Source organism: Stutzerimonas stutzeri, assembly GCF_002890915.1.
GTDB lineage: Bacteria > Pseudomonadota > Gammaproteobacteria > Pseudomonadales > Pseudomonadaceae > Stutzerimonas > Stutzerimonas stutzeri_AF.
On sequence record NZ_POUT01000009.1, the window covers coordinates 12,844 to 34,568 of the forward strand.

Here is a 21,725-nt window from a genome sequence, read left to right on the forward strand (position 1 = left end):
AGCGTTGACTTTTGTGAAACAGTTCACCGAACATCCATTGATGTCACTTTGAAATCATCAGGGATCGATCGCGTGCCAGCCTTCTTTCGCAAGTTCTCCGCGCTGGCCAGCTTCGGCGGGTTGTTCGTCATCCTTCTCGATCCCTTCGGCCTCACCAGCGCGACCGACGCCGCGTCCGCCCGCCTGCTGAACCAGCTCCTGGCCAACGGCTACGAAACCAGCGCCAGGCAGCGGATCGCCGTGGTCCTCATCGACGATGACTACCTGCGCCAACGCGACAGCCACTGGCCGCTGCCCTATGCCGAGCAGAGCAAGCTCTTTCGCCAGCTGCTGGCCTACCGCCCCGCCGCAGTGATGGTGGACCTGATGTACAGCTACGACCATTCGCGTGGTCGCAACAACGACAGCAGCCAGTTGCTGGGCAACGTCTTCGAGCGCTACCGGGCCGCGGGGATTCCCCTGTACCTGGCCAGCACGGGAGCGGCGCAAGCCAGTACCCTGCCCGAGCTCAGCGCCGCCAGCCGCCCCGCCCTGGTGAGCTGGAGCGGCTACCAGGACCAGTACCCGTTGGCTGCGGAAACGGCCGAAGGTTGGCTGGACACCGCCGCCTTCGCGCTGTACCGCGTCCATTGCAGCCAGCATTCTTGCCCCCCGCTGCCGGACACGCCGCGGCTGGCCGCCACGGAACCGCCGATCGCGCTGCAATGGGGTCGTGGCCCGGCGCAGGAACAGCGCCACGTGAGTGACATCAGCCAATGTCCGGCGCAACCAGGCCCCTGGCGCCAGACCCTGGAGCTGGTGCTGCGGGCCATTTTCTGGCGAATCAGTAGCCCCGCCGAAACGCTGTGCCCCTATCACCTGACCATCACCGCCAGCACCCTGGCCACGACCGTGCCGGAAGAACGGGCGATGCTGCGCGAACTGCTGGCCGACCGCCTGGTGCTGGTTGGCGCGGCCATCGAATCGGCCGAGGACCTCGCCCTCTCTCCCGTCCACGGCCAGTTGCCGGGCGTCTATAGCCATGCCATGGCGCTGGACAACCTGATCCAGTACGGACTGGATTACTTCAGTGCGCCGCCCGAAGTCTTCGGCACCGAGATCGACGTGCTCGACCTGTTCGAGATGGCGTTCGTGCTCTTCGTCCTCTGGTTCGAATCGCACCGCACGGATAAGTACGCCCGGCAGCAGCGCATCACCATTCCCCTCTGCGCGGTCGTGTTCCTGCTCGCGCTCAGTTGGCTGCTCTACACGCTGCGCATCACCCCCGTGAACGTGCTCGGCCTTCTGTTGCTGACCGGCCTGCTGCTGCCCCGGCAGCGGCAGGCCAGCCATCGCGCCGCCCCGGCCCCCAATTCCCTCGTGAAAGGAGTCCCCCATGCATAAACCCTTCGTCCTGCTCTGTGGGCTGTTGTTCAGCGGCATCGGCCATGCGGCCGAATTGGCCGTGGTGCAATACGTCAGCGATCCGGTCGCCCTGCTGGACGAAACCGGCCGGCTTCTGCACAAGCAGCCGCGCGCCGAGCTACCGCCCCCGCCACTGGCGGCGCTGCAGTGGAACGAGGAGCTGGAACTGGTACAGGTCGAGATCGGCGGCCAGCGCGTCTGGCTCGACGGCGTCGACGTTCGGCTGAACGAGGGCAAGACCGTCCCCATGCCGTGCGCCAGGCTGCCCAGGGGCAAGGCCGAAAGCGCCACCAACCTGTCCACCATCGGGTATGGAGCCGGCTGTGAGAAACCCTGACGTAAAGACCTTCATGCTGGCCATGCTGGTGTTCGCACTGCCCGGTTGCGCCACGCTGCAGGGCGCCCCGGAAGCACTCATCAACCTCGCCGGCAAAAGCACCCAGAGCAACTTCCAGGGCAAGTACCTGGAACAGGAGGACGTGCGCCAGCACTTCACGCTCGATCGCCAGCAGGGCCAGGACCTGCGCCTGAGCTACGACGGGCGCGGCCTGCCGGCCAATGAGATCCGCCAGCAGAACCTGGTGATGATTCCCGCCCTGCAAAGCTATTTGCAGGGCATCGTCGTGCGGCTCGGCAAGGGCTGGCCCGGCGAACTGCCAACCTTGCAGGTGAAAGTGATCGACAGCTACACCTTCGGGCCTTCGGCCGACCCCTACGGCAACCTGTTCGTGCCCCTGGGCATGCTCGAAGGCGTTGAGAGCGAAGACGAGATCGCCGCCATGCTGGCCCATGAAATGAGCCACGTGCTGCTGCGCCATCATGACCGGCGGCTGGCCTTCGACCAGCAACGCGAACTGCTCACCAATATCGCCACCACCACCGTGATCGCCGCGACGGTGGCCGACACGCGACTGCAGCGTGGTGCCTCGCAGTGGACGCTGATCAGCAAGGACCCGCTGGCGACCCAGAAGATCATCGGCGACACGGTGCTCTACACCACCCTGGCCAATACCTTCTCGGACAATGTCTGGAACACCGCCTGGGGCCGAGTCCAGGAAGACCAGGCCGACCTGCTCGGCACCGACCTGCTGGTCAAGGCCAACTACGCGCCACGGGGCGCGAGCCACAGCCTGCAGCGGCTCGAGGACTTCCAGGGCAAGCAGAAGCCGATCCTCAACAGCTTCCTCCAGGCCCGCAAGGGCGCCATGCAGGACTCGCTGAAGCAGCTCGACCTCAACAGCTTCACGCAGGAGATCAACACGTTCGTCAATCAAGGGCTGGCGACCACGGTCAGCGCCGTAGGCGAGCACCTGACGCGCTCGCACATGTCCGCGCAGCGCCGTGATACCGATCTGCGCCAGTACCTGCAGCGCGAGTACGACGAGCAGCGCTACAGCCGGGTCGACAAACGCAGCTGGCGCAAGGTCCGCGACAACCCGACGGTGAAGGCCTCGCTGGAAGCCTACCGCAACGCCTACGGCGCCAACGAGGCCCTGGGCCAGAAGAACCTGAAGGATGCCAGGACGCTCGCCCAGCGCGCGCTTCGCTCACCGGTGGCGAACCAGCCCGGCATACGCCGCAGCCTGTTTAACATGTACATGGCCGCCGGTGAGAAAAGCCAGGCATTGGCCCAGTTGAAAGCCATCGGCGACTGGTCGCTGGCCGGCCCCGGCGTCTACGAACAACTGATCGGCTACCACCTGGGCAGCGGCAATGCGGACGCGGCGCTCGCCGCCATCGAGCAGGCCGAACGCCACCTGGGCTCGGAGGAGCTGTTCATCGTCGAGAAGATGCTGGCCAACAAGCTGAAGCGCAACGAAAACGAATTCCGTGCGCTCGGCGAGAAATGCAAGGAAATGCCCAATCGCAAGGACGTGTGCAAAAAAGTGGCATGAGCGCCGTGGGCGAAACGGCCGGCCGTAGCCAAACGCCCCGTTTCAGTGCAGAGCCGGCTTCGCGCCGCGCTCCTGCACCAGCACCCAGGGCGCGACCACCACGGCCCACAGGTCCGGGTCGCGGGCCTGCCAGTCCTGGGCCCGTTCGACGTCCATCTTCGACAACTGCCCGCCGGCCAGCCAGGCAGCGACTTTCGCCCGATCGTCCTCGGCTACCGCAAGCGCCACTTCGATCAGGTCGAAATCATCGGCCACCTGCAACAGCGCGCCACGCGCGAAGAAAGGCTGCAATTCCTGCCAGGTTATCGCCGCGGTTTCGCCCAGCAGCTTGGCATAAAGAGTGCTTGCGTCGTCGGTCATGGGACTCACCAGAACTAAAGGGCGCCATGATACCCGCGCCCCGGATCCCATCAAACGGTTGAATCTGCTGGCTGTGCAAACGGACAAGACACTTCTACACTGTGCCGGTACAGTTGCCGGAGCGTTTCGGGGAGGTTCGCTTCTTAACGGCACTCCGGCCCGCAGGATTCAAACAATAACGATGCAAGTGGAGCACTTATGAAGACCAAGCAGCGTCTGTCGAAAATCTTCCTGGCCATGGCTCTGACCGGTGCCGCCAGCTACACCCTGGCCGCCGACACCATCCGTATCGGATTGGCAGGCCCGGTGACCGGGCCGGTCGCGCAATATGGGGACATGCAATTCATCGGGGCCGAAATGGCCATCGAGCAGATCAACAAGGCCGGCGGGGTGAACGGCGCACAATTGCAGGGCATTCGCTATGACGACGCCTGCGATCCGAAGCAGGCCGTGGCGGTGGCCAACAAGATCGTCAACGATGACGTCAAATTCGTGGTCGGCCACCTCTGCTCCAGCTCCACTCAGCCGGCATCCGACATCTACGAGGATGAAGGCATCCTGATGATTACCGCGGCGTCCACCAGCCCGGACATCACCTCGCGCGGCTATGAGCTGATCTTCCGCACCATCGGCCTCGACAGCCTGCAGGGCCCGACCGCCGGCAACTTCATCGCCGACCACATCAAGCCGAAGAATGTCGCCGTGATCCACGACAAGCAGCAGTATGGCGAAGGCATCGCCACTGCCGTCAAGCAGACCCTGGAAGGCAAGGGCATCAAGGTCGGCATGTTCGAAGGCATCAACGCCGGCGACAAGGACTTCTCCTCGCTGATCGCACGCCTCAAGCGCGAAGGCGTGGACTTCATCTACTACGGCGGCTACCACCCGGAACTGGGCCTGCTGCTGCGCCAGTCGAAAGAGAAAGGCCTGAACGTACGCTTCATGGGCCCGGAAGGCGTCGGCAACTCGGAAATCTCCGCCATCGCCGGCCCGGCCTCCGAAGGCCTGTATGTGACCCTGCCGAAATCCTTCGACCAGGACCCGCGCAACAAGGAGCTGGTCGAGGGCTTCAAGGCGAAGAAGCAGGACCCGAGCGGTCCGTTCGTGTTCCCGGCCTACGCCGCCGTCCAGGTGATCGCCGAAGGCATCGAGAAAGCCGGCAGCACCGACACCGACAAGGTGGCCGAAGCGCTGCGCAGCAACACCTTCGACACCCCCACCGGCGTGCTGGCATTCGACGAGAAAGGCGACCTGAAGGACTTCAACTTCGTCGTCTACGAATGGCACCAGGACGGCACCAAGACCGAAGCCAAGTAATTTCCATCAGCCTGACGAAGCCCACACTCGCTTGTGGGCTTTGTTTTAGCGGGCGGCCCTGCCACAAGCACCGGGCCGCCTTGCCATACCTGTAACCTTGACGAGCGGCCTGAACAGCGGGCCCGCCTCGAACCGGAGCCGTGCGCGATCCGCAGGGCGCCGTACCGCAGTGGCGCCGCGCCAGGGTGTGCGGTGCGTTCGAAGTGGGCAGTGCAGCCGACCGGAATTGGAATTGCAGGACTTCGGAGAGCAGTGATGCCTGAGCTTTACCACTACCTACAACAGCTGATCAACGGGCTCACCGTTGGCAGCACCTATGCGCTGATCGCCATCGGCTACACGATGGTGTACGGCATCATCGGCATGATCAACTTCGCCCACGGCGAGGTGTACATGATCGGCTCGTATGTCGCCTTCATCGCCATCGTCGGCCTGTCCATGATGGGCCTCGACGCGCTGCCGGTCCTGATGATCGGCGCCTTCGTCGCCGCCATGATCGTCACCAGTGCTTATGGCTACAGCATCGAGCGGGTCGCCTATCGCCCGCTGCGCGGCAGCAACCGGCTGATCCCGCTGATCTCGGCGATCGGCATGTCGATCTTCCTGCAGAACGTCGTGCTGCTGGCCCAGGACTCCAAGGACAAGGCCATCCCCAACCTGATGCCGGGCAACCTGGTCATCGGCGAGAGCACCATGAACGGGGTGACCATTTCCTACATGCAGATCCTGATCTTCGTGGTCACCTTCGCCGCCATGTACGGCCTGACCCTGTTCATCTCGCGTTCGCGCCTGGGCCGTGCCTGCCGCGCCTGCGCCGAAGACCTGAAGATGGCCAACCTGCTGGGCATCAACACCAACAGCATCATCGCCCTGACCTTCGTCATCGGCGCCGCGCTGGCCGCCGTGGCGGCGGTGCTGATCAGCATGCAGTACGGCGTGATCAACCCGCACATCGGCTTCCTCGCCGGCATCAAGGCGTTCACCGCGGCGGTGCTCGGCGGTATCGGCAGCATTCCCGGCGCCATGCTCGGCGGCCTGGTGCTGGGCGTGGCCGAAGCCTTCGGCGCCGACATCTTCGGCGACCAGTACAAGGACGTGGTGGCCTTCAGCCTGCTGGTGCTGGTGCTGCTGTTCCGCCCCACCGGCATCCTCGGCCGTCCGGAGGTGGAAAAGGTATGACCCTGCACCTGCGTACCGCCTTCTTCAGCGCCCTGCTGGTCATCGCCGTCGCGGTGCCGGTGTTCGGCCTGAAGCTCACCACCGTCGGCATCCGCGTGGAAGTCCACGGCGCCGACGCCAATACCTTCTGGATCATCGCCGCGGGCGCCGTGGCCATGTTCTTCTGGCAGTTGTTCCGCACCCGCCTGGCCGCCGGCTGGGCCGCCAGTCCGAGCCTGCCGAGCATTCCGGCCGGCGCCGGCAGCTTCCTCACCCTGCCGTCGACCCAGCGCTGGGTCATCCTGGCCTTGGTCCTGATCGCCCTGGCCTGGCCGTTCTACGGCTCGCGTGGCGCGGTGGACATCGCCACGCTGATCCTGATCTACGTGATGCTCGGCCTCGGCCTGAACATCGTCGTCGGCCTCGCCGGCCTGCTGGACCTGGGCTACGTCGGCTTCTACGCCGTGGGCGCCTACACCTACGCGCTGCTGTCGCACTACTACGGTGTCGGTTTCTGGACCGCACTGCCGATCGCCGGGGCGATGGCTGCGCTGTTCGGTTTCCTGCTCGGCTTCCCGGTGCTGCGCCTGCGCGGCGACTACCTGGCCATCGTGACCCTCGGCTTCGGCGAGATCATCCGCATCCTGCTGCGCAACATGACCGAGATCACCGGCGGCCCCAACGGCATCAGCGGCATCGACAAGCCGACGCTGTTCGGCCTGTCCTTCGATCGCCGCGCGGCCGAAGGCATGCAGACCTTCCACGAGTACTTCGGCGTCGCCTACAACTCGGTGAACAAGGTGATCTTCCTCTACCTGATCGCCCTGCTGCTGGTGCTGTTGACCCTGTTCGTGATCAACCGCCTGCTGCGCATGCCCATCGGCCGTGCCTGGGAAGCGCTGCGCGAAGACGAGATCGCCTGTCGCGCGCTGGGCATGAACCCCACGGTGATCAAGCTCTCGGCCTTCACCCTCGGCGCGTCCTTCGCCGGTTTCGCCGGCAGCTTCTTCGCTGCGCGCCAGGGGCTGGTGTCGCCGGAATCCTTCACCTTCATCGAATCGGCGATCATCCTCGCCATCGTCGTGCTGGGCGGCATGGGCTCGCAGCTGGGCGTGATCCTCGCGGCCATCGTGATGATCCTGCTGCCCGAGCTGATGCGCGAGTTCAGCGAATACCGCATGTTGATGTTCGGCGCCCTGATGGTGCTGATGATGATCTGGCGTCCGCAGGGCCTGCTGCCCATGCAACGCCCCCACCTGGAGTTGAAGCAATGAGCCGCCCGATTCTCGAAGTACGCGGCCTGACGATGCGCTTTGGCGGCCTGCTGGCCGTCAACCAGGTAGGCCTGACCGTACACGACAAGCAAGTGGTCTCGATGATCGGCCCCAACGGTGCCGGCAAGACCACCGTATTCAACTGCCTGACCGGCTTCTACCAGCCGACCGCCGGGGAGATCCTCCTCGACGGCGCGCCGATCCATGGCCTGCCCGGGCACAAGATCGCCCGCCAGGGCGTGGTGCGCACCTTCCAGAACGTGCGCCTGTTCAAGGACATGACGGCGGTGGAGAACCTGCTGGTGGCGCAGCACCGGCACCTGAACACCAACTTCCTCGCCGGCCTGTTGAAGACCCCGGCGTTCCGCCAGAGCGAGCGCGAGGCCATGGACTTCGCCGCGCACTGGCTGGAGCAGGTGAACCTGACCGATATCGCCAACCGTCCAGCCGGCACCCTCGCCTATGGCCAGCAGCGCCGCCTGGAGATCGCCCGCTGCATGATGACGCGCCCGCGCATCCTCATGCTCGACGAGCCGGCGGCCGGTCTCAACCCGAGGGAAACCGAGGACCTCAAGGCGCTGATCGCGATGCTACGCGACGAGCACGGCGTCACCGTACTGCTGATCGAACACGACATGAAGCTGGTGATGAGCATTTCCGACCACATCTACGTGATCAACCAGGGCACCCCCCTGGCCGACGGTGCGCCCGAACAGATCCGCAACAATCCGGATGTGATCAAAGCCTATCTGGGAGAGGCGTGAGCATGCTGACTTTCGAAAACGTCTCGACCTTCTACGGCAAGATCCAGGCCCTGCATGGCATCAGCATGCATGTGGAAAAGGGTGAAATCGTCACGCTGATCGGCGCCAACGGTGCCGGCAAGTCGACCCTGTTGATGACGCTTTGCGGCTCGCCACGGGCGGCCAGCGGCAGCATCCGCTTCCAGGGCGAGGAACTGGTCGGACAACAGACCTGCGACATCATGCGCAAGGCGATCGCCGTGGTGCCCGAAGGGCGGCGGATCTTCGCCCGCCTGACGGTGGAGGAAAACCTCTCCATGGGCGGCTTTTTCACTGGCAAGGCGGACTTCCAGGAACAGCTGGACAGGGTCCTCGACCTCTTCCCGCGCCTGAAGGAACGCTACCAGCAGCGCGGCGGCACCATGTCCGGCGGCGAGCAGCAGATGCTCGCCATCGCCCGCGCGCTGATGAGCAAGCCCAAGTTGTTGCTGCTCGACGAGCCGTCGCTGGGGCTGGCGCCGATCATCATCCAGCAGATCTTCGAGATCATCGAACAACTGCGCGAGGATGGCGTGACGGTGTTCCTGGTCGAGCAGAACGCCAACCAGGCGCTCAAGCTGGCTGATCGCGGCTATGTGCTGGAAAACGGCCACATCGTCATGCAAGGCAGCGGCGAGGACCTGCTCACCGATCCGAAGGTGCGCGACGCCTACCTGGGCGGCTGAGCGAATCGTCGGCCAGCAAAAAGCCGGGCATTCGCCCGGCTTTTTTCGTTACTGCGCGCGGCTATCCGCGGGTACTCAGGCCTTGGGCAGAGTCACGCCTCGCTGGCCCTGGTACTTGCCGCCACGGTCGCGGTAGGAGACTTCGCACTCCTCGTCGGATTCGAGGAACAGCATCTGCGCCACGCCCTCGTTGGCGTAGATCTTCGCCGGCAGCGTGGTGGTGTTGGAGAACTCCAGGGTCACGTGGCCTTCCCACTCCGGCTCCAGCGGCGTGACGTTGACGATGATCCCGCAACGCGCATAGGTGCTTTTGCCCAGGCAGATGGTCAGTACGTTGCGCGGAATCCGGAAGTACTCGACGGTACGGGCCAGGGCAAAGGAGTTCGGCGGAATGATGCAGACATCGCTCTTGACGTCGACGAAGCTCTTTTCGTCGAAGTTCTTCGGGTCGACGGTCGCCGAATTGATGTTGGTGAACACCTTGAATTCATCGGCGCAGCGCACGTCGTAGCCGTAGCTGGAGACGCCATAGGAGATCAGCCGGTCGTTGCCTTCAGTGCGCACCTGGCGCTCGACGAAAGGCTCGATCATGCCGTGCTCCTGGGCCATGCGGCGAATCCACTTGTCCGATTTGATGCTCATGGCTGGCGTCCTGATCCGGTTGAAATGGGCGGTAGAAGGTGCGCATCTTACCGAGCCTCGCACGCCGGTTCAAAGCCTGCCGCGGTATGGATGGCCGCTCGGCGAAGAAATCCAAAATAAAGCTCGCTTTGCTCCAGAAAACCGGTATTGTTACTGGGCTGCTGCTGCATGTGTCACCGTGAATCGCTACATGTTTAGATCTCGATCCAAATATCGATACGACTCCTATCTCCTTGCACACAGTGATGTACGGGCCATTTAGCCCGCACTTTATTCTTCAAAACTTGGTTCAAGGAGACATCAAATGTCCAATCGCCAAACCGGTACCGTCAAGTGGTTCAACGATGAGAAAGGCTTCGGCTTCATCACTCCGCAATCCGGTGACGACCTCTTCGTACACTTCCGTGCCATTCAGGGTGAAGGCTTCAAGAGCCTGAAGGAAGGCCAGCAGGTCTCCTTCGTCGCTACCCGCGGCCAGAAAGGCATGCAAGCTGAGGAAGTTCAGGTTATCTAACCTGAGGCTTCTCTGAAAAAGCCCCGCTTCGGCGGGGCTTTTTTGTGGCTGCGTTAATTGTTGTGGTTGCCTGTATCTGGCGTAGGAGCCCGCTTGCGGGCGATGCTTTTGCCTGCACCTGGGATCGCCGGCAAGCCGGCTCCTACAGGGTTCGGCAGGATTCGCTGCCTTTGTGGGAGGCCGCGCCCGCTCCCGGCGGGCCTGCGGCATTCATCACATCCCTGTGGATTGCCCGACCTCGGGGCGATGCTTTTCAAGCTTCAAGCCAGGCCTGCGGCCTCAATCATCCGAAACGACGATATTCGGCATCGACTGGGCGATGATCTGCCCGCTCTGGGCGATGCGGGCACCGACGGTACGCGCCACCTGCTGGTAGATCATCGCGATCTGGCTTTCCGGATCGGCGATCACCGTCGGCTTGCCGGCATCGGCCTGGCTGCGGATCGCCATCGACAACGGCAGCGACGCCAGCAGGTCGACATTGTACTGCGCCGCCAGCTTCTCACCGCCCCCCTCGCCGAACAGGTGTTCGGCATGGCCGCAGTTGGAGCAGATATGGGTGGCCATGTTCTCCACCACGCCCAGCACCGGGATGTTGACCTTGCGGAACATCTCCACGCCCTTCTTCGCATCGAGCAACGCCAGGTCCTGCGGGGTGGTGACGATCACCGCCCCCGTCACCGGCACCTTCTGCGCCAGGGTCAGCTGGATATCGCCGGTGCCCGGCGGCATGTCCACCACCAAGTAATCGAGGTCGTTCCAGGCGGTCTGGGTGATCAATTGCAACAGCGCACCGGAGACCATCGGCCCGCGCCAGACCATCGGCGTCTTGTCGTCGGCGAGGAAGGCCATCGACATCACCTGCACGCCGTGGGCTTCCAGCGGAATGAACGCCTTGCCATCGCGAATCTGCGGCCGCGTGCCTTCGGCGATGCCGAACATGATGCCCTGGCTCGGCCCGTAGATATCCGCATCCAGCACGCCGACCCGTGCACCTTCGCGCGCCAGCGCCAGCGCCAGATTGGCGGCGGTGGTGGACTTGCCGACACCGCCCTTGCCGGACGCCACGGCGATGATGTTCTTCACGTTGCCGAGAGCCGGCACCTGGTCCTGGGCCTTGTGCGAACGGATCACGCAATCGACCTGCACGTCGGCACGGCTGACGCCCTCCAGGTTTTCGATGGCCATGGCCAGCATCTGCGCCCAGCCGCTGCGGAACAACCCCGCGGCATAACCCAGTTCGAGCTGGACGCCGACGCGCTCCCCCTGGATATCGATCGAACGCACGCAACCGGCGCTGACCGGGTCCTGGTTCAAATGGGGATCGGTGTACTGGCGCAGTACGGTTTCCACAGCTTCACGGGTGACGGACATGGCTACTCCCAAGAAAGGCCGAGCAAATCAGACGGGCATCTTACCCCGCGGGCGCCCCCGAGCCCACCGATGCCTGAACCAGCCGGCACATCCCGGCGGCGCTGGTGAAAAAAACGCGCTACCCCTTTATAGTTGCAGACTTTCTTTCGCAATTCCGACCGCAGATCCCCCATGTCCGAAGCTCGCCAGATTCTCGTTACCAGCGCCCTGCCCTACGCCAACGGTTCGATCCACCTCGGCCACATGCTCGAGTACATCCAGACCGACATGTGGGTGCGCTTCCAGAAGCTGCGCGGCAACCAGTGCATCTACGTCTGCGCCGACGACGCCCACGGCTCGGCGATCATGCTGCGCGCCGAGAAGGAAGGCATCACCCCGGAACAGCTGATCGACGGCGTGCAGGCCGAGCACAGCGCCGACTTCGACGACTTCCTGGTGAACTTCGACAACTTCCACTCGACCCACTCCGAGGAAAACCGCGGACTGGCCGAACTGATCTACACCCGCCTGCACGACGCCGGGCACATCGCCACCCGCTCGGTGACCCAGTACTTCGACCCCGAAAAGGGCATGTTCCTCGCCGACCGCTTCATCAAGGGTACCTGCCCGAAATGCGCGGCCGAGGACCAGTACGGCGACAACTGCGAAAAATGCGGCGCCACCTACGAGCCCACCGAACTGAAGGACCCGCGCTCGGCCATCTCCGGCGCCACCCCGGTGCTCAAGGACTCCAAGCACTTTTTCTTCAAGCTGCCGGACTTCGAGGCGATGCTCAAGGAGTGGACCCGCGGCGGCGCGCTGCAGGAGTCGGTGGCCAACAAGATCGCCGAGTGGCTCGATGGCGGCCTGCAGGAATGGGACATCTCCCGCGATGCGCCCTACTTCGGCTTCGAGATTCCCGGTGAGCCGGGCAAATACTTCTACGTCTGGCTCGACGCGCCGATCGGCTACATGGCCAGTTTCAAGAACCTCTGCAAACGCCGTCCCGAGCTGGATTTCGACACGTTCTGGGGGCCGGATTCCAAGGCCGAGCTGTACCACTTCATCGGCAAGGACATCATCAACTTCCACACCCTGTTCTGGCCGGCCATGCTCGAAGGCGCGGGCTTCCGCAAGCCGACCGCGGTCAACGTGCACGGCTACCTGACGGTGAACGGGCAGAAGATGTCCAAGTCGCGCGGCACCTTCATCAAGGCCCGCACCTACCTCGAGCACCTGAATCCCGAATACCTGCGCTACTACTACGCCTCCAAGCTCGGCCGCGGCGTCGACGACCTCGACCTCAACCTCGAGGACTTCGTACAGAAGGTCAACTCCGATCTGGTCGGCAAGGTGGTCAACATCGCCAGCCGCTGCGCCGGCTTCATCCACAAGGGCAACGCCGGGGTGATGGTCGCAACCAACGCCGCACCGGAACTGACCGACGCCTTCCGTGCCGCCGCACCGTCGATCGCCGAAGCCTACGAGGCACGCGACTTCGCCCGCGCCATGCGGGAAATCATGGCCCTGGCCGACCGCGCCAACGCCTGGATCGCCGACAAGGCACCCTGGGCGCTGAACAAGGTCGAGGGCAAGCAGGCCGAAGTGCAGGAAATCTGCACGCTGGGCATCAACCTGTTCCGCCAGTTGGTGATCTTCCTCAAGCCGGTACTGCCGAACCTCGCCGCCGCGGCCGAGCAGTTCCTCAACGTCGCACCGCTGCGCTGGAACGACCACCAGACACTGCTGGCCAACCACCCGCTCAACCCCTTCAGCCCTCTGCTGACCCGCATCGAGCCGGCGAAGATCGAAGCCATGGTCGAAGCCTCCAAGGAAGACCTGGCCGCCAGTGAAACCGCCGCCCCGGCGGGCAACGGCGAACTGGCGAAGGAGCCGCTGGCCGCGGAAATCAACTTCGATGCCTTCGCCGCGGTGGACCTGCGTATCGCCCTGATCGAGAGAGCCGAGTTCGTCGAGGGCGCCGACAAGCTGCTGCGCCTGACCCTGGACATCGGCGATGCCAAGCGCAACGTCTTCTCCGGCATCAAGAGCGCCTACCCGGACCCGGGCAAGCTGGAAGGCCGCCTGACCCTCTATGTCGCCAACCTGGCGCCGCGCAAGATGAAGTTCGGCCTGTCCGAAGGCATGGTCCTGGCCGCCGGCCCCGGCGGCAGCGAAATCTACCTGCTCAGCCCCGACAACGGCGCCCGGCCGGGCCAACGCGTCATGTAACCCGCTCCGCGTGCCGGGTCCCCTGGCCCGGCGCGCCCTTTTCCACGGAAATACGCATGAGCGACCCGCTTGATTCTTCCCGCTGCCCGCTCTGCGGCCAGCCCAATCAATGTGCCCAGTGCGACCCCGGCGCGGCCCAGCCCTGCTGGTGCTTCTCGACCCACGTGCCAGCCGAAGTCCGTGAAAGCATCCCGGACGCCGCGCGCAACAAGGCCTGTATCTGCGCCCGCTGCGCCAGCGGCAATACCAACCCCGAACACTGATGCGCCTCGATCGCTTCCTCGCCAACCTGCCCCGCTTCAGTCGCCAGGACGTCCGTCACCTGCTGGCCGCAGGTCGCGTGCACGTAGATGGGCAGGTTACGCGGGCAGTTGACCATGAAATCAGGGTATTCAACCGCGTCGAACTGGATGGCGAACTGCTGCAGGCGGGAAAGGCCGCACGTTACCTCATGCTGCACAAACCGGCCGGCTGCGTGAGCGCGACCCGGGACGCCCGGCACCGCACCGTGCTCGACCTTATCGACACGCCGGACCGGGACGAGCTGCACATCGCCGGCCGCCTCGACTTCAACACCACCGGTCTGATGCTGCTCACCAACGATGGCCTGTGGTCGCGCCGCCTGACCCAGCCGAGCAGCCTGCAGGGCAAGGTCTACCTGGTCGAAACCGAAGACGAGATCGACCCGGGCTGCGTCGGAGCCTTCGCCGAAGGCCTGTACTTTCGCTTCGAGAACCTCACCACCCTGCCCGCCCGACTGGAACTGCTCGCCCCGCGCCGCGCCCGCCTGACCCTGCACGAAGGCCGCTACCACCAGGTCAAGCGCATGTTCGGCCGCTTCGGCAACAGGGTCACTGCCCTGCACCGCGAAAGCATCGGTCCCTTGCAACTGGACACGGCACTCGTCCCAGGCGAATACCGCCCGCTGACACCCCACGAAATCGCCCGAATCTGAGTCGCTTCGACCATCCCCGCGGAAAAAGCCGGCGCCACTCTTCATTTCGCCCTTGGCTTCTGGTAAAAAGGCACCCCTGAGCGGGCGTCGTATAATGGCATTACCTGAGCTTCCCAAGCTCATGACGAGGGTTCGATTCCCTTCGCCCGCTCCACTGCATCATTCTGCGGACTTCCGCAGAAGTCCAAGAGAGTCTGCAAGTCGTTGCCACACAAGGACTTTTCCTCTCTTTGACGTTCTGCCGCAGTCCACTGCGATCCATCTACAGCCGGGACTTTTAAGTCCACAAACAAGTCCATTTTTGCGGGCGCGGCTGATTCCGGATTGTTGATGGAGGGGCGAGGTCGACGTGACCAGCATCTGGTTCCTGACTCATGTTCAGGAGCAAGAGCATGGCACTCTCAGACCTGGCCGTTCGACAGGCCAAGGCAACTGGCAAGGCATACACCCTCCCTGACTTGGATGGCCTCTCCTTGGCCGTCACGGCTGCAGGGGGCAGGACTTGGCACTTCCGCTACTACTGGGCGGGCAAGCAGAAGCGGATGTCGCTCGGCACCTACCCGGAGGTGACGCTTCGCGAGGCCCGCAGCCTGCGCGACGAAGCGCGCGCCCTGCTGGCCAAAGGCACCAATCCTCGCGTTCACCGCAAGCAGAAGCGCACCGCTGTCCGGCTCGCCGACGAAAACACCTTCGAGGCGGTGTATCGCAAGTGGCTCAAGCATCGCGGGCTCAGCCTCAAGGAAGGCCGGCAGACGACCCTCTCGATCCTTCCGCGCATCTTCGACAAGGATGTGCTGCCGACCTTGGGCAAGCGGTCGGTCTATGAGATCAAGCGTCCCGACCTCTTGGAGGTGATCGCCAAGATCGAGAAGCGCAAGGCGCTCTCCGTTGCCGAGAAAGTCAGGACGTGGTTCAACCAACTGTTCCGCTACGCGCTGGTGATCGTGCCGGGCCTGGAGCAGAACCCCGCCTCCGATCTCGATGTGGTGGCGCTGCCGCTGCCACCCGTCAACCACAACCCATTCCTGCGCATGGCCGAACTGCCGAAGCTGTTGCAGCGGCTGCGCAGCTATCGCGGCAGGCGGCAGACCCAGCTCGGGCTGCGGCTATTGCTGCTGACCGGCGTGCGAACCGGCGAGCTGCGACAGGCGACGCCGGATCAATTCGATCTGGACCGCGGGCTGTGGATCATCCCGCCCGACGTCGTGAAGCAACTCCAGTTGGATATGCGCAAGAAGCGGCAGCAGCCGAAGGACATCCCGCCCTACATCGTGCCGCTGTCGATTCAGGCCATGGAGATCGTCCGGCACCTGCTGGATGAGTTCAAGCCGGCCCAGCGCCACCTGTTCCGGCACGACAGCGACTTGAAGAAGCGCATCAGCGAGAACACGCTCAATGGTGCCCTCAAGCGCATGGGCTATCAGGAACGCCTGACGGGGCACGGCATCCGCGGCACGATGTCCACTGCGCTCAACGAGATCGGCTACCCGAAGGTCTGGGTGGATGCACAGCTCTCGCATGTCGATCCCAACAAGGTCAGCGCGACCTACAACCATGCCGAGTACGTGGAGCAGCGTCGCCGCATGATGCAGGACTGGGCCGATCGGCTCGACCTCTTCGAGCAGAACCAGGTCGAGGCGGCCAGCATGCCGCTCACCGTGCATCTGGAAGGCGTGCCCGCGTTCCCGAATGAGCAAACCGCAAGCGTACCCTCCACGCCGGTTGCCGCTTCGCCAATCCTGCTCGTGACGAAGCCGGGTGACGCCATGCCGTTGGTTTCTGCCGCCGCACATCGGCTGCCGGCGGTTCCGCCCCCTCGATCGGCAGCGCCGCTGGTGCCTTCGGACATTCAGCGCGAGAGGATGGAACTGTTCGATGTCTTCGAAGCGCCGCACAACCTTCCCGTTGCGGCGTTTGCCAAGATGGCGGGCAAGTCCCGCAGGTGGATCAGCTACGAGATCAAGGCGGGCAACTTGCTGGCGTTGAACGTGGGCAACCGCGGCCAGCGCGTGCCGGACTGGCACCTCGACCCACTCAAGCACGAGCTGATCCAGTCCGTCCTGAAGCTGACCAGGGGTGCGGACCCTTGGCAGATCTACCATGCACTGCTGCAACCGCGCTCGATGCTGCGGGGGCATTCGGCACTGGAGGGCGTGACGGCCGGCAATCTCGACAAGCTCGTCATGGCAGTGAGCACAGCCGTGAAGGAAAGCGAATGGACCCCGCTGCGAGTCGGAGTCGCCTAGCAGCAGGAGTACGGGATCGTGGCGAAACCGCGATCCCCGCGCGTCTGTCAGGACACCAAGCGCGCGCGGCGGGCGAATCTTGCCTGGGTGTCCGACATGGAAGCGTTGCGGCGCAGGAGGAAGGCCATCACGATCGTTGGTGCGCCGGCCAGCGGCCGCACGGCGATGCCTCGGCGTAGGTAGCTCGCCAGTCTCGCGGCAGGTGCAATGGCGATCCCGTACCCGGCGGCAACCAGCGTCATCGCCACATCGAATGTCTCCACCGTTTGCTCTCGCTCTTGCAGCGCGTTTTCGAACACACGCTGCACGGTCATGCGCCATGGTTCATCGGTCGTGGACTGCGAGCAGATCAAGGGCTGCTTGAGCACTTCCCCGCACGGCACTTCACGGTAGGCCAGCAGGTGGGAGCGCTTGGCCACGGCGACCGCCAGCGTGTCATGCCACAGCGGTTCGCATACCCAGCCAGGCCACTGCCGGGCAACCGCAGACAAGGCGAAGTCGAAGCCGTCGTCCGGCAGCTCTGCGCCTCGACCGGGATCTGTCCAGCCGGCCAGGACGGCATGGGTCTCCGGCTCTTCGGCACGCTGCAGGGCGAGCACGTCGGCGAGCTGGGGAGGCACCCATTCGCCGAGGACGGCCATGCGAATTTCGGCGGTGATGTCACTCGATTCCACGTCCAGCTCCCCCAGGCGGTGAACTCGTGGCAACGGATCTCGAAGCCGTTGGATGAGTTAAGTTTAACGTGGTTTAAATCGTGACCGTGTTCGACGCTCTTGGCAATGCCAAAGCGTTCGATCCAAAGGGGCCGCCCCACCGGCACCACTACCTACGAAGCGGAACCAGCCATCGCGTTTGGGGCTGCCGTGCGGGAAGAAAGAACCAACCAGGGCATCGCTCAGGAAACGCTGGCCCACATGGCCGGCATCGAACGGTCGCACATGGGCAAGATCGAGCGCGGCGAGCATGTCCCCACGCTCCCTCTCATCCTCAAGATTGCCCGTGCGCTGAAATGCAGTTCCGCCCACTTGATGACTCTGACCGAAGCCAAGCTGGCGGAGTCGGCCCCATCCGCAGATTGAAGCCGGCCCGCACAGCGGTCGCATGCCTACGCCTGATCGTCGTCCTTGGCCCCAAGGGCTGAATCTTCGCGCTTTGCGGCCTCGTTGAGGAGCCGCAGGTATGGGTTGTCTGGCGGCGTCTCCTGGAACAGCGCATCCGGGCTGACGAGCAGGTAGCCGTGCAGCCGGCGCGACTTGCGCGGCCCCGTGACTTCGCAGGTCCAGATGTTCAGCCCGCTCGGCTGCTTGCGGTGCTGTCCCAGCTTCTCGAAGCGCTTCTGCACCCACTGCCACCCCTCCAGCTTCTCCTGCTTGGCCAGCGCGGCGACTTGAAGGTACTCCTGCGCGTAGCGCTGGAACACGCCGGGGCTGACGAGGTAGGTCGTACCGGCGACGGTATGCACCAGGGCCTTGGCGTCGTTGATGATGAGCTTGCGCGTCTGGATGCTCTGACGCAGCCAGGCCACGAAGTGCGCCCCGGAGGGCTCCGCGCGATCCTGGGAAGACGCGAGGCTCATCTGCGGCGGGGGCATGGTCGAAGGGGCCGGCTCGGGCTCGGCAACAGGGGAACTCGGGATCTCCGGTGTCGCGGGTGGAGCGGTGTCGCCCAGCAGGTCGAGCAGCGCGGCCACGCCGGCATCCGTGGCTGTGGATGCGATCGGCGCCGCGCTCGCGGATGCAGCTTCGATGCCTTCGGCGCGCGGCCCATCGGCCACCGCCGGCGCCTGCGGCTCCGCCTGTTCCTCCTCGACCTGCACACGGCCTGCGAACGGCGCCGGCCGGTCAGCGGCATCCCAAATCATCGCCGGCGAGAGTTTCAGGAAGGTGAAGGCGTGCGACCAGCCGGCGTCGCTGGTGACGGTAGCCTTCCAGATCGCCTTGCCATCCGGCGTCGGTTGCACGATGCCGTGATCCTGCAGCACGTTGAACACCGCCGTGTTGCTCGCCGGGATGCCGTCGATGCCCTGCGACAGCAGATGGGCGCGCAGCTTGTCGGAGACGGTCTTGCTCACCAGCCACAGAGCGTCTTGGGTCAGCCAGCCGTCCGCCGGACCGGCCTGGTTCAACTTGAATTCTTCCTTGAGCAGGTAGCGCAAGCCGTCGAGCAATTTGCGTTGCAGCGCATGCTTGGGCGCCGCCAGCGCCTTGCTGGGATCGCCGCCGAGTTCCTGGGCGACCGATGCCTGGTCGGCCTGCACGACCAGTTCGCCGAGCGTGCCGGCGTGCTCGTACTGGCCGGCCAGCACGTACAGCAGCGCGGCCCAGAGGTCGGGATAGCCGCTGAGCCAGTCGAAGATGTCCCGATCGAGAAGGCGCGCGTAGAGCAGCCCGGTGGCGGCGCTGTGCAGGCGGTACTCGCGCTCCATTCGGTAACGGAAGCGGTAGGGCTTTCGCAGCGGGCCGTGCCAAGGATGCCAGACGCTGCCGTCGGCATGTTCGACGTGCAGATCGACCGCAATCTTGCCGATGTCGTGCAGCAGGGCCGCGTAGGCCGTGCCTGCGGTCCAGGCTTCGGCCTGGGCCGCCTGCGCCTCTGGCGTGACGCCCGCAGGCAGCAGGTATGACTGCCGCAGCTTCAGCGCATAGGCGACGATCTCCAGGCCGTGGTCCAGCATGCCGCCCGGATAGGCGTGGTGGTGGTTCTCGGAGGCCGGGAACTGCTGGACCAGCTCGGCGTAGCGCTCCAGTGGGGCGAGGTAGAGCGTGGCGAACTGCCGGCGCGAGAGCGATGTGCGTTGCCAGATGTGTTCCAGCAGTTTCTGCCGGCGCGGCGTGGCCAGCAGCGATGCGGCCGACTCCGGCCGCATCGACCCTTTCGGAGTTTCGATGGCGGAGGTGGGCGGCGTGCCGGCGGTGGGTGGCACCCTTTTGCGCTGGAACAGCGAGAGCATGGCGAACCCCGGATGACGGGCTGCTTGGGGCGCCTTTTGGCCTTTTCAGGATAGGGCCTTTCCCCTTGGCGCCCTTCCTTTGCCCCTTCCCAGCCCTTTGGCCTTTGTCGAAAGCCTTTGGGTATAGGGCCGCTGCTGCGCGGGTGCCACGATGAATGCGGCATGGGGCAATCCCGGCAAGTGGGGCGCTGCGGGATGTTCGTCAGCTCTGGCCCAAGCCGGTGTCGAGGGCGGCGGATTGCGCTGCGAAGTCGTCGGGACGGCGCTTGCGGAAGGTTTCGAGATTGGCGAGCTTCCAGCGCAGTGCCGGCAGTTGCGCGGCGTGCTGGCACTGCACCAGCGACCAGTCCGGTTCTGCGCGCGCCAGCCCGCTCAGAAACTGCTTGTGCGCGGTGCTCAGTCGCTGTGGCAGCTCGCGCCGCATCCTGGCGCGAGCATCGAGCAGTGTCTCCAGGGAGCAGTCCACTTCGGTCATGCCGACAAAGGCCCGCTCGTACTCGCCGGCGATGTCCTTGTCGTTGCCGAACAGCACTTCGTGGGGCGGCCGGTTGTGGCCCGCCAGATAGATCACGAAGCACTCGACCATGCCGTCGCTGATGTCGCCCGATTCGTAGAGCTGCCACACGTCGAACAGGTCGCGGGGGTGCTGCCGATCCAGCGCGGCCACCAGCTTGCTGGCGTACAGCTCGTCCGGTGCCAGAACCGGCAGCTCGAACTCGACGCCGAACAGATCGCTGGTCTTGGCGCTCAGCGGCCGCCGCTCGACGGGCAGCACGCTGCCTCGGAACACGACGTTGACCTCGATCTTCACCTGGTTGGCATCGTTCTCGACGATCAGCTTGGTGTCCCCCAGGTCCTTGGCGCGAACCAGGCGTGTCTGCACGCCCAGCGGTGCAACGCGCGCGGCGATGGCGGCCAGCTCCTGGTTGATGGCTTGCAGCGCTTCGTCGCGCGGCGTCTGCCACGGGAGGTACACCACGTCGATGTCCACCGACAGGCGCGGCATGTCCCGCACGAAGAGGTTGATGGCCGTGCCGCCCTTCATGGCGAAGATGTCGTTGGCGAACACGTCGGGCGCGACGGCCAGCAGCAGGCGAACGGTGTCCGCGTAGGTCTTATCCATGAGGTCTCAGGCTCAGCAAGGTGCCGTCATCGAGCCGGCTCATCCAGCGCGTGTTGCTGCCGGTGCGAACCGGGTACTGCTCCAGCAGGGCATCGACATCCACGAGGCTGGTCTCGCGCGCCCAGGTGAGGAACAGGCGCACGGCCTTCACGCTGGCGCAGCAGGACAGCAATTGTCCGAGCAAGTCCTTGCGGGGGGAACGCAGTCCATCGAAGATGTTGCGGGCCTCTTCGAGGCTCTGCTTGACGCCGGCTTCGTACAGCAGCTCCAGAACGGCACGCTCGGAGGCAGCCACCCGCAGATCCTCGGGCAGGCCAGGCGGCGTGGTCAGGGTCTTGCTGGCCAGCGTCGTGTCCGGCCAGTCGAACAGGCGGGCGTGGACGTAGCGGGCCGGAAAGCGCGAGGTGAACCAGGCCGGCAACGCGAAACGACCGTCACCCCACAGCACCAGCGTCTCCCGGCTGCCCAGGTTGTGCCGCACGCCCTGCAGGGCCAGGGCGCTCTTGCCGCCGACGTGCAGGCCGGGCACGCGCTGTTGCAGGAACTTCAGCGCGCCGTAGACCCCGAACTCATCGTTCGGGAAGGCATAGACGCCATGGGCCAGGCGCACGAGCCACCCGCCGTCGGCATAGTGGGCGGCGAGCTGGGGCGACACCCCGAACTGGTTCAGGGTGGCAAGGTCGAACGGCGCCCCGCGGGGGAGTCCCGCCTGCAGCCGCTTGATTACCTGGTGCCTAGAATTTCCATCCATGCTATAAAAATAGCACGGAATCCAATCAATCCTAGAGCTATTGCAAGAACGCGCAGGGAAAGTAGCATAACATTTGATTTCCA

21 protein-coding genes and 1 tRNA gene are annotated in these 21,725 nt (G+C 64.5%); 15 read left to right on the top strand and 7 right to left on the bottom strand.

Annotated elements, in window-relative coordinates; genetic code table 11:
• The first annotated feature begins 72 nt into the window (after nt 1-72).
• The 3 genes from CXK94_RS15735 to CXK94_RS15745 are packed head-to-tail and all read left to right on the top strand — an operon-like array spanning nt 73 to nt 3,299.
• On the top strand, nt 73-1,383 hold the full coding sequence (locus CXK94_RS15735; RefSeq protein ID WP_102895052.1) for a CHASE2 domain-containing protein: 1,311 nt from the start codon (nt 73-75) through the stop codon (nt 1,381-1,383).
• On the top strand, nt 1,376-1,741 hold the full coding sequence (locus tag CXK94_RS15740) for a hypothetical protein (RefSeq protein ID WP_102895194.1): 366 nt from the start codon (nt 1,376-1,378) through the stop codon (nt 1,739-1,741). Before CXK94_RS15735 ends, CXK94_RS15740 begins: the two co-directional genes overlap by 8 nt.
• Nucleotides 1,742-1,754: 13 nt before the next feature.
• Nucleotides 1,755-3,299 carry a M48 family metallopeptidase gene (locus CXK94_RS15745; RefSeq protein ID WP_256046058.1) on the top strand — a complete coding sequence of 515 codons (1,545 nt, stop codon included), beginning with the start codon at nt 1,755-1,757 and terminating at the stop codon, nt 3,297-3,299.
• Between the two features lie 42 nt (nt 3,300-3,341).
• On the opposite strand, the gene CXK94_RS15750 is transcribed toward CXK94_RS15745, so the two are convergent.
• A complete protein-coding gene (locus CXK94_RS15750; protein ID WP_102895054.1) occupies nt 3,342-3,659 on the bottom strand; it encodes a DUF2288 domain-containing protein in 318 nt (105 codons plus the stop codon).
• 198 nt (nt 3,660-3,857) lie between these two features.
• On the opposite strand from CXK94_RS15750, the gene CXK94_RS15755 reads away from it, so the two are divergent.
• From CXK94_RS15755 to CXK94_RS15775, 5 genes are all read left to right on the top strand, one after another.
• Nucleotides 3,858-4,976, top strand: coding sequence for a branched-chain amino acid ABC transporter substrate-binding protein (locus CXK94_RS15755; protein WP_102895055.1), 1,119 nt, complete (start codon nt 3,858-3,860; stop codon nt 4,974-4,976).
• 255 nt (nt 4,977-5,231) lie between these two features.
• The gene (gene livH / locus CXK94_RS15760; protein WP_102895056.1) at nt 5,232-6,155 is read left to right on the top strand and encodes a high-affinity branched-chain amino acid ABC transporter permease LivH; all 924 of its coding nucleotides are present in this window, start codon (nt 5,232-5,234) and stop codon (nt 6,153-6,155) included.
• Nucleotides 6,152-7,408 carry a high-affinity branched-chain amino acid ABC transporter permease LivM gene (locus CXK94_RS15765; RefSeq protein ID WP_102895057.1) on the top strand — a complete coding sequence of 419 codons (1,257 nt, stop codon included), beginning with the start codon at nt 6,152-6,154 and terminating at the stop codon, nt 7,406-7,408. The genes livH and CXK94_RS15765 overlap by 4 nt, the downstream gene beginning before the upstream one ends.
• Complete coding sequence (livG, locus tag CXK94_RS15770) at nt 7,405-8,172, top strand: high-affinity branched-chain amino acid ABC transporter ATP-binding protein LivG (protein WP_037040371.1); 768 nt, start codon at nt 7,405-7,407, stop codon at nt 8,170-8,172. The genes CXK94_RS15765 and livG overlap by 4 nt, the downstream gene beginning before the upstream one ends.
• 2 nt (nt 8,173-8,174) lie before the next feature.
• Entirely contained in the window at nt 8,175-8,876 is a 702-nt protein-coding gene (locus CXK94_RS15775) for an ABC transporter ATP-binding protein (protein WP_102895058.1), read from the top strand.
• Nucleotides 8,877-8,951: 75 nt separating this feature from the next.
• Here the strand turns inward: CXK94_RS15775 and dcd are convergent, their stop codons facing one another.
• Nucleotides 8,952-9,518: a dCTP deaminase gene (gene dcd, locus CXK94_RS15780; protein WP_037040367.1), complete on the bottom strand. Its 567-nt coding sequence runs from the start codon at nt 9,516-9,518 to the stop codon at nt 8,952-8,954.
• A 304-nt stretch (nt 9,519-9,822) separates the two neighbouring features.
• On the opposite strand from dcd, the gene CXK94_RS15785 reads away from it, so the two are divergent.
• On the top strand, nt 9,823-10,032 hold the full coding sequence (locus CXK94_RS15785) for a cold-shock protein (protein WP_037040365.1): 210 nt from the start codon (nt 9,823-9,825) through the stop codon (nt 10,030-10,032).
• A gap of 279 nt (nt 10,033-10,311) precedes the next feature.
• Here the strand turns inward: CXK94_RS15785 and apbC are convergent, their stop codons facing one another.
• Nucleotides 10,312-11,406, bottom strand: coding sequence for an iron-sulfur cluster carrier protein ApbC (gene apbC / locus CXK94_RS15790; protein WP_102895059.1), 1,095 nt, complete (start codon nt 11,404-11,406; stop codon nt 10,312-10,314).
• Between the two features lie 171 nt (nt 11,407-11,577).
• Here apbC and metG point away from each other — a divergent pair, with 171 nt between their 5' ends.
• The 5 genes from metG (at nt 11,578) to CXK94_RS15815 (ending at nt 16,818) form a co-directional block, all read left to right on the top strand.
• Nucleotides 11,578-13,617 (top strand): methionine--tRNA ligase, encoded by a 2,040-nt coding sequence (gene metG, locus CXK94_RS15795; RefSeq protein ID WP_102895060.1) that lies wholly within the window; start codon nt 11,578-11,580, stop codon nt 13,615-13,617.
• A gap of 56 nt (nt 13,618-13,673) precedes the next feature.
• Nucleotides 13,674-13,880 carry a cysteine-rich CWC family protein gene (locus CXK94_RS15800; protein WP_102895061.1) on the top strand — a complete coding sequence of 69 codons (207 nt, stop codon included), beginning with the start codon at nt 13,674-13,676 and terminating at the stop codon, nt 13,878-13,880.
• Entirely contained in the window at nt 13,880-14,572 is a 693-nt protein-coding gene (locus CXK94_RS15805) for a pseudouridine synthase (RefSeq protein WP_102895062.1), read from the top strand. Before CXK94_RS15800 ends, CXK94_RS15805 begins: the two co-directional genes overlap by 1 nt.
• An 80-nt stretch (nt 14,573-14,652) precedes the next feature.
• Nucleotides 14,653-14,726: transfer RNA gene (locus tag CXK94_RS15810), tRNA-Gly, on the top strand.
• Between the two features lie 238 nt (nt 14,727-14,964).
• Nucleotides 14,965-16,818 (top strand): tyrosine-type recombinase/integrase, encoded by a 1,854-nt coding sequence (locus CXK94_RS15815; protein ID WP_102895063.1) that lies wholly within the window; start codon nt 14,965-14,967, stop codon nt 16,816-16,818.
• 47 nt (nt 16,819-16,865) lie between these two features.
• Here CXK94_RS15815 and CXK94_RS15820 read toward each other — a convergent pair whose 3' ends face one another.
• Entirely contained in the window at nt 16,866-17,492 is a 627-nt protein-coding gene (locus tag CXK94_RS15820; protein ID WP_102895064.1) for a LysR substrate-binding domain-containing protein, read from the bottom strand.
• 105 nt (nt 17,493-17,597) lie between these two features.
• On the opposite strand from CXK94_RS15820, the gene CXK94_RS15825 reads away from it, so the two are divergent.
• Nucleotides 17,598-17,897 (top strand): helix-turn-helix domain-containing protein, encoded by a 300-nt coding sequence (locus tag CXK94_RS15825; RefSeq protein WP_003282197.1) that lies wholly within the window; start codon nt 17,598-17,600, stop codon nt 17,895-17,897.
• Between the two features lie 26 nt (nt 17,898-17,923).
• Here the strand turns inward: CXK94_RS15825 and mobH are convergent, their stop codons facing one another.
• The 3 genes from mobH to CXK94_RS15840 form a co-directional block, all read right to left on the bottom strand.
• Nucleotides 17,924-19,768, bottom strand: a complete 1,845-nt coding sequence (gene mobH, locus CXK94_RS15830) for a MobH family relaxase (protein ID WP_102895065.1) — start codon at nt 19,766-19,768, stop codon at nt 17,924-17,926.
• A 202-nt stretch (nt 19,769-19,970) separates the two neighbouring features.
• Entirely contained in the window at nt 19,971-20,891 is a 921-nt protein-coding gene (locus tag CXK94_RS15835; RefSeq protein WP_003282189.1) for a nucleotidyl transferase AbiEii/AbiGii toxin family protein, read from the bottom strand.
• Nucleotides 20,884-21,642: a type IV toxin-antitoxin system AbiEi family antitoxin domain-containing protein gene (locus tag CXK94_RS15840; RefSeq protein WP_102895066.1), complete on the bottom strand. Its 759-nt coding sequence runs from the start codon at nt 21,640-21,642 to the stop codon at nt 20,884-20,886. The genes CXK94_RS15835 and CXK94_RS15840 overlap by 8 nt, the downstream gene beginning before the upstream one ends.
• Between the last annotated feature and the right edge of the window lie 83 nt (nt 21,643-21,725).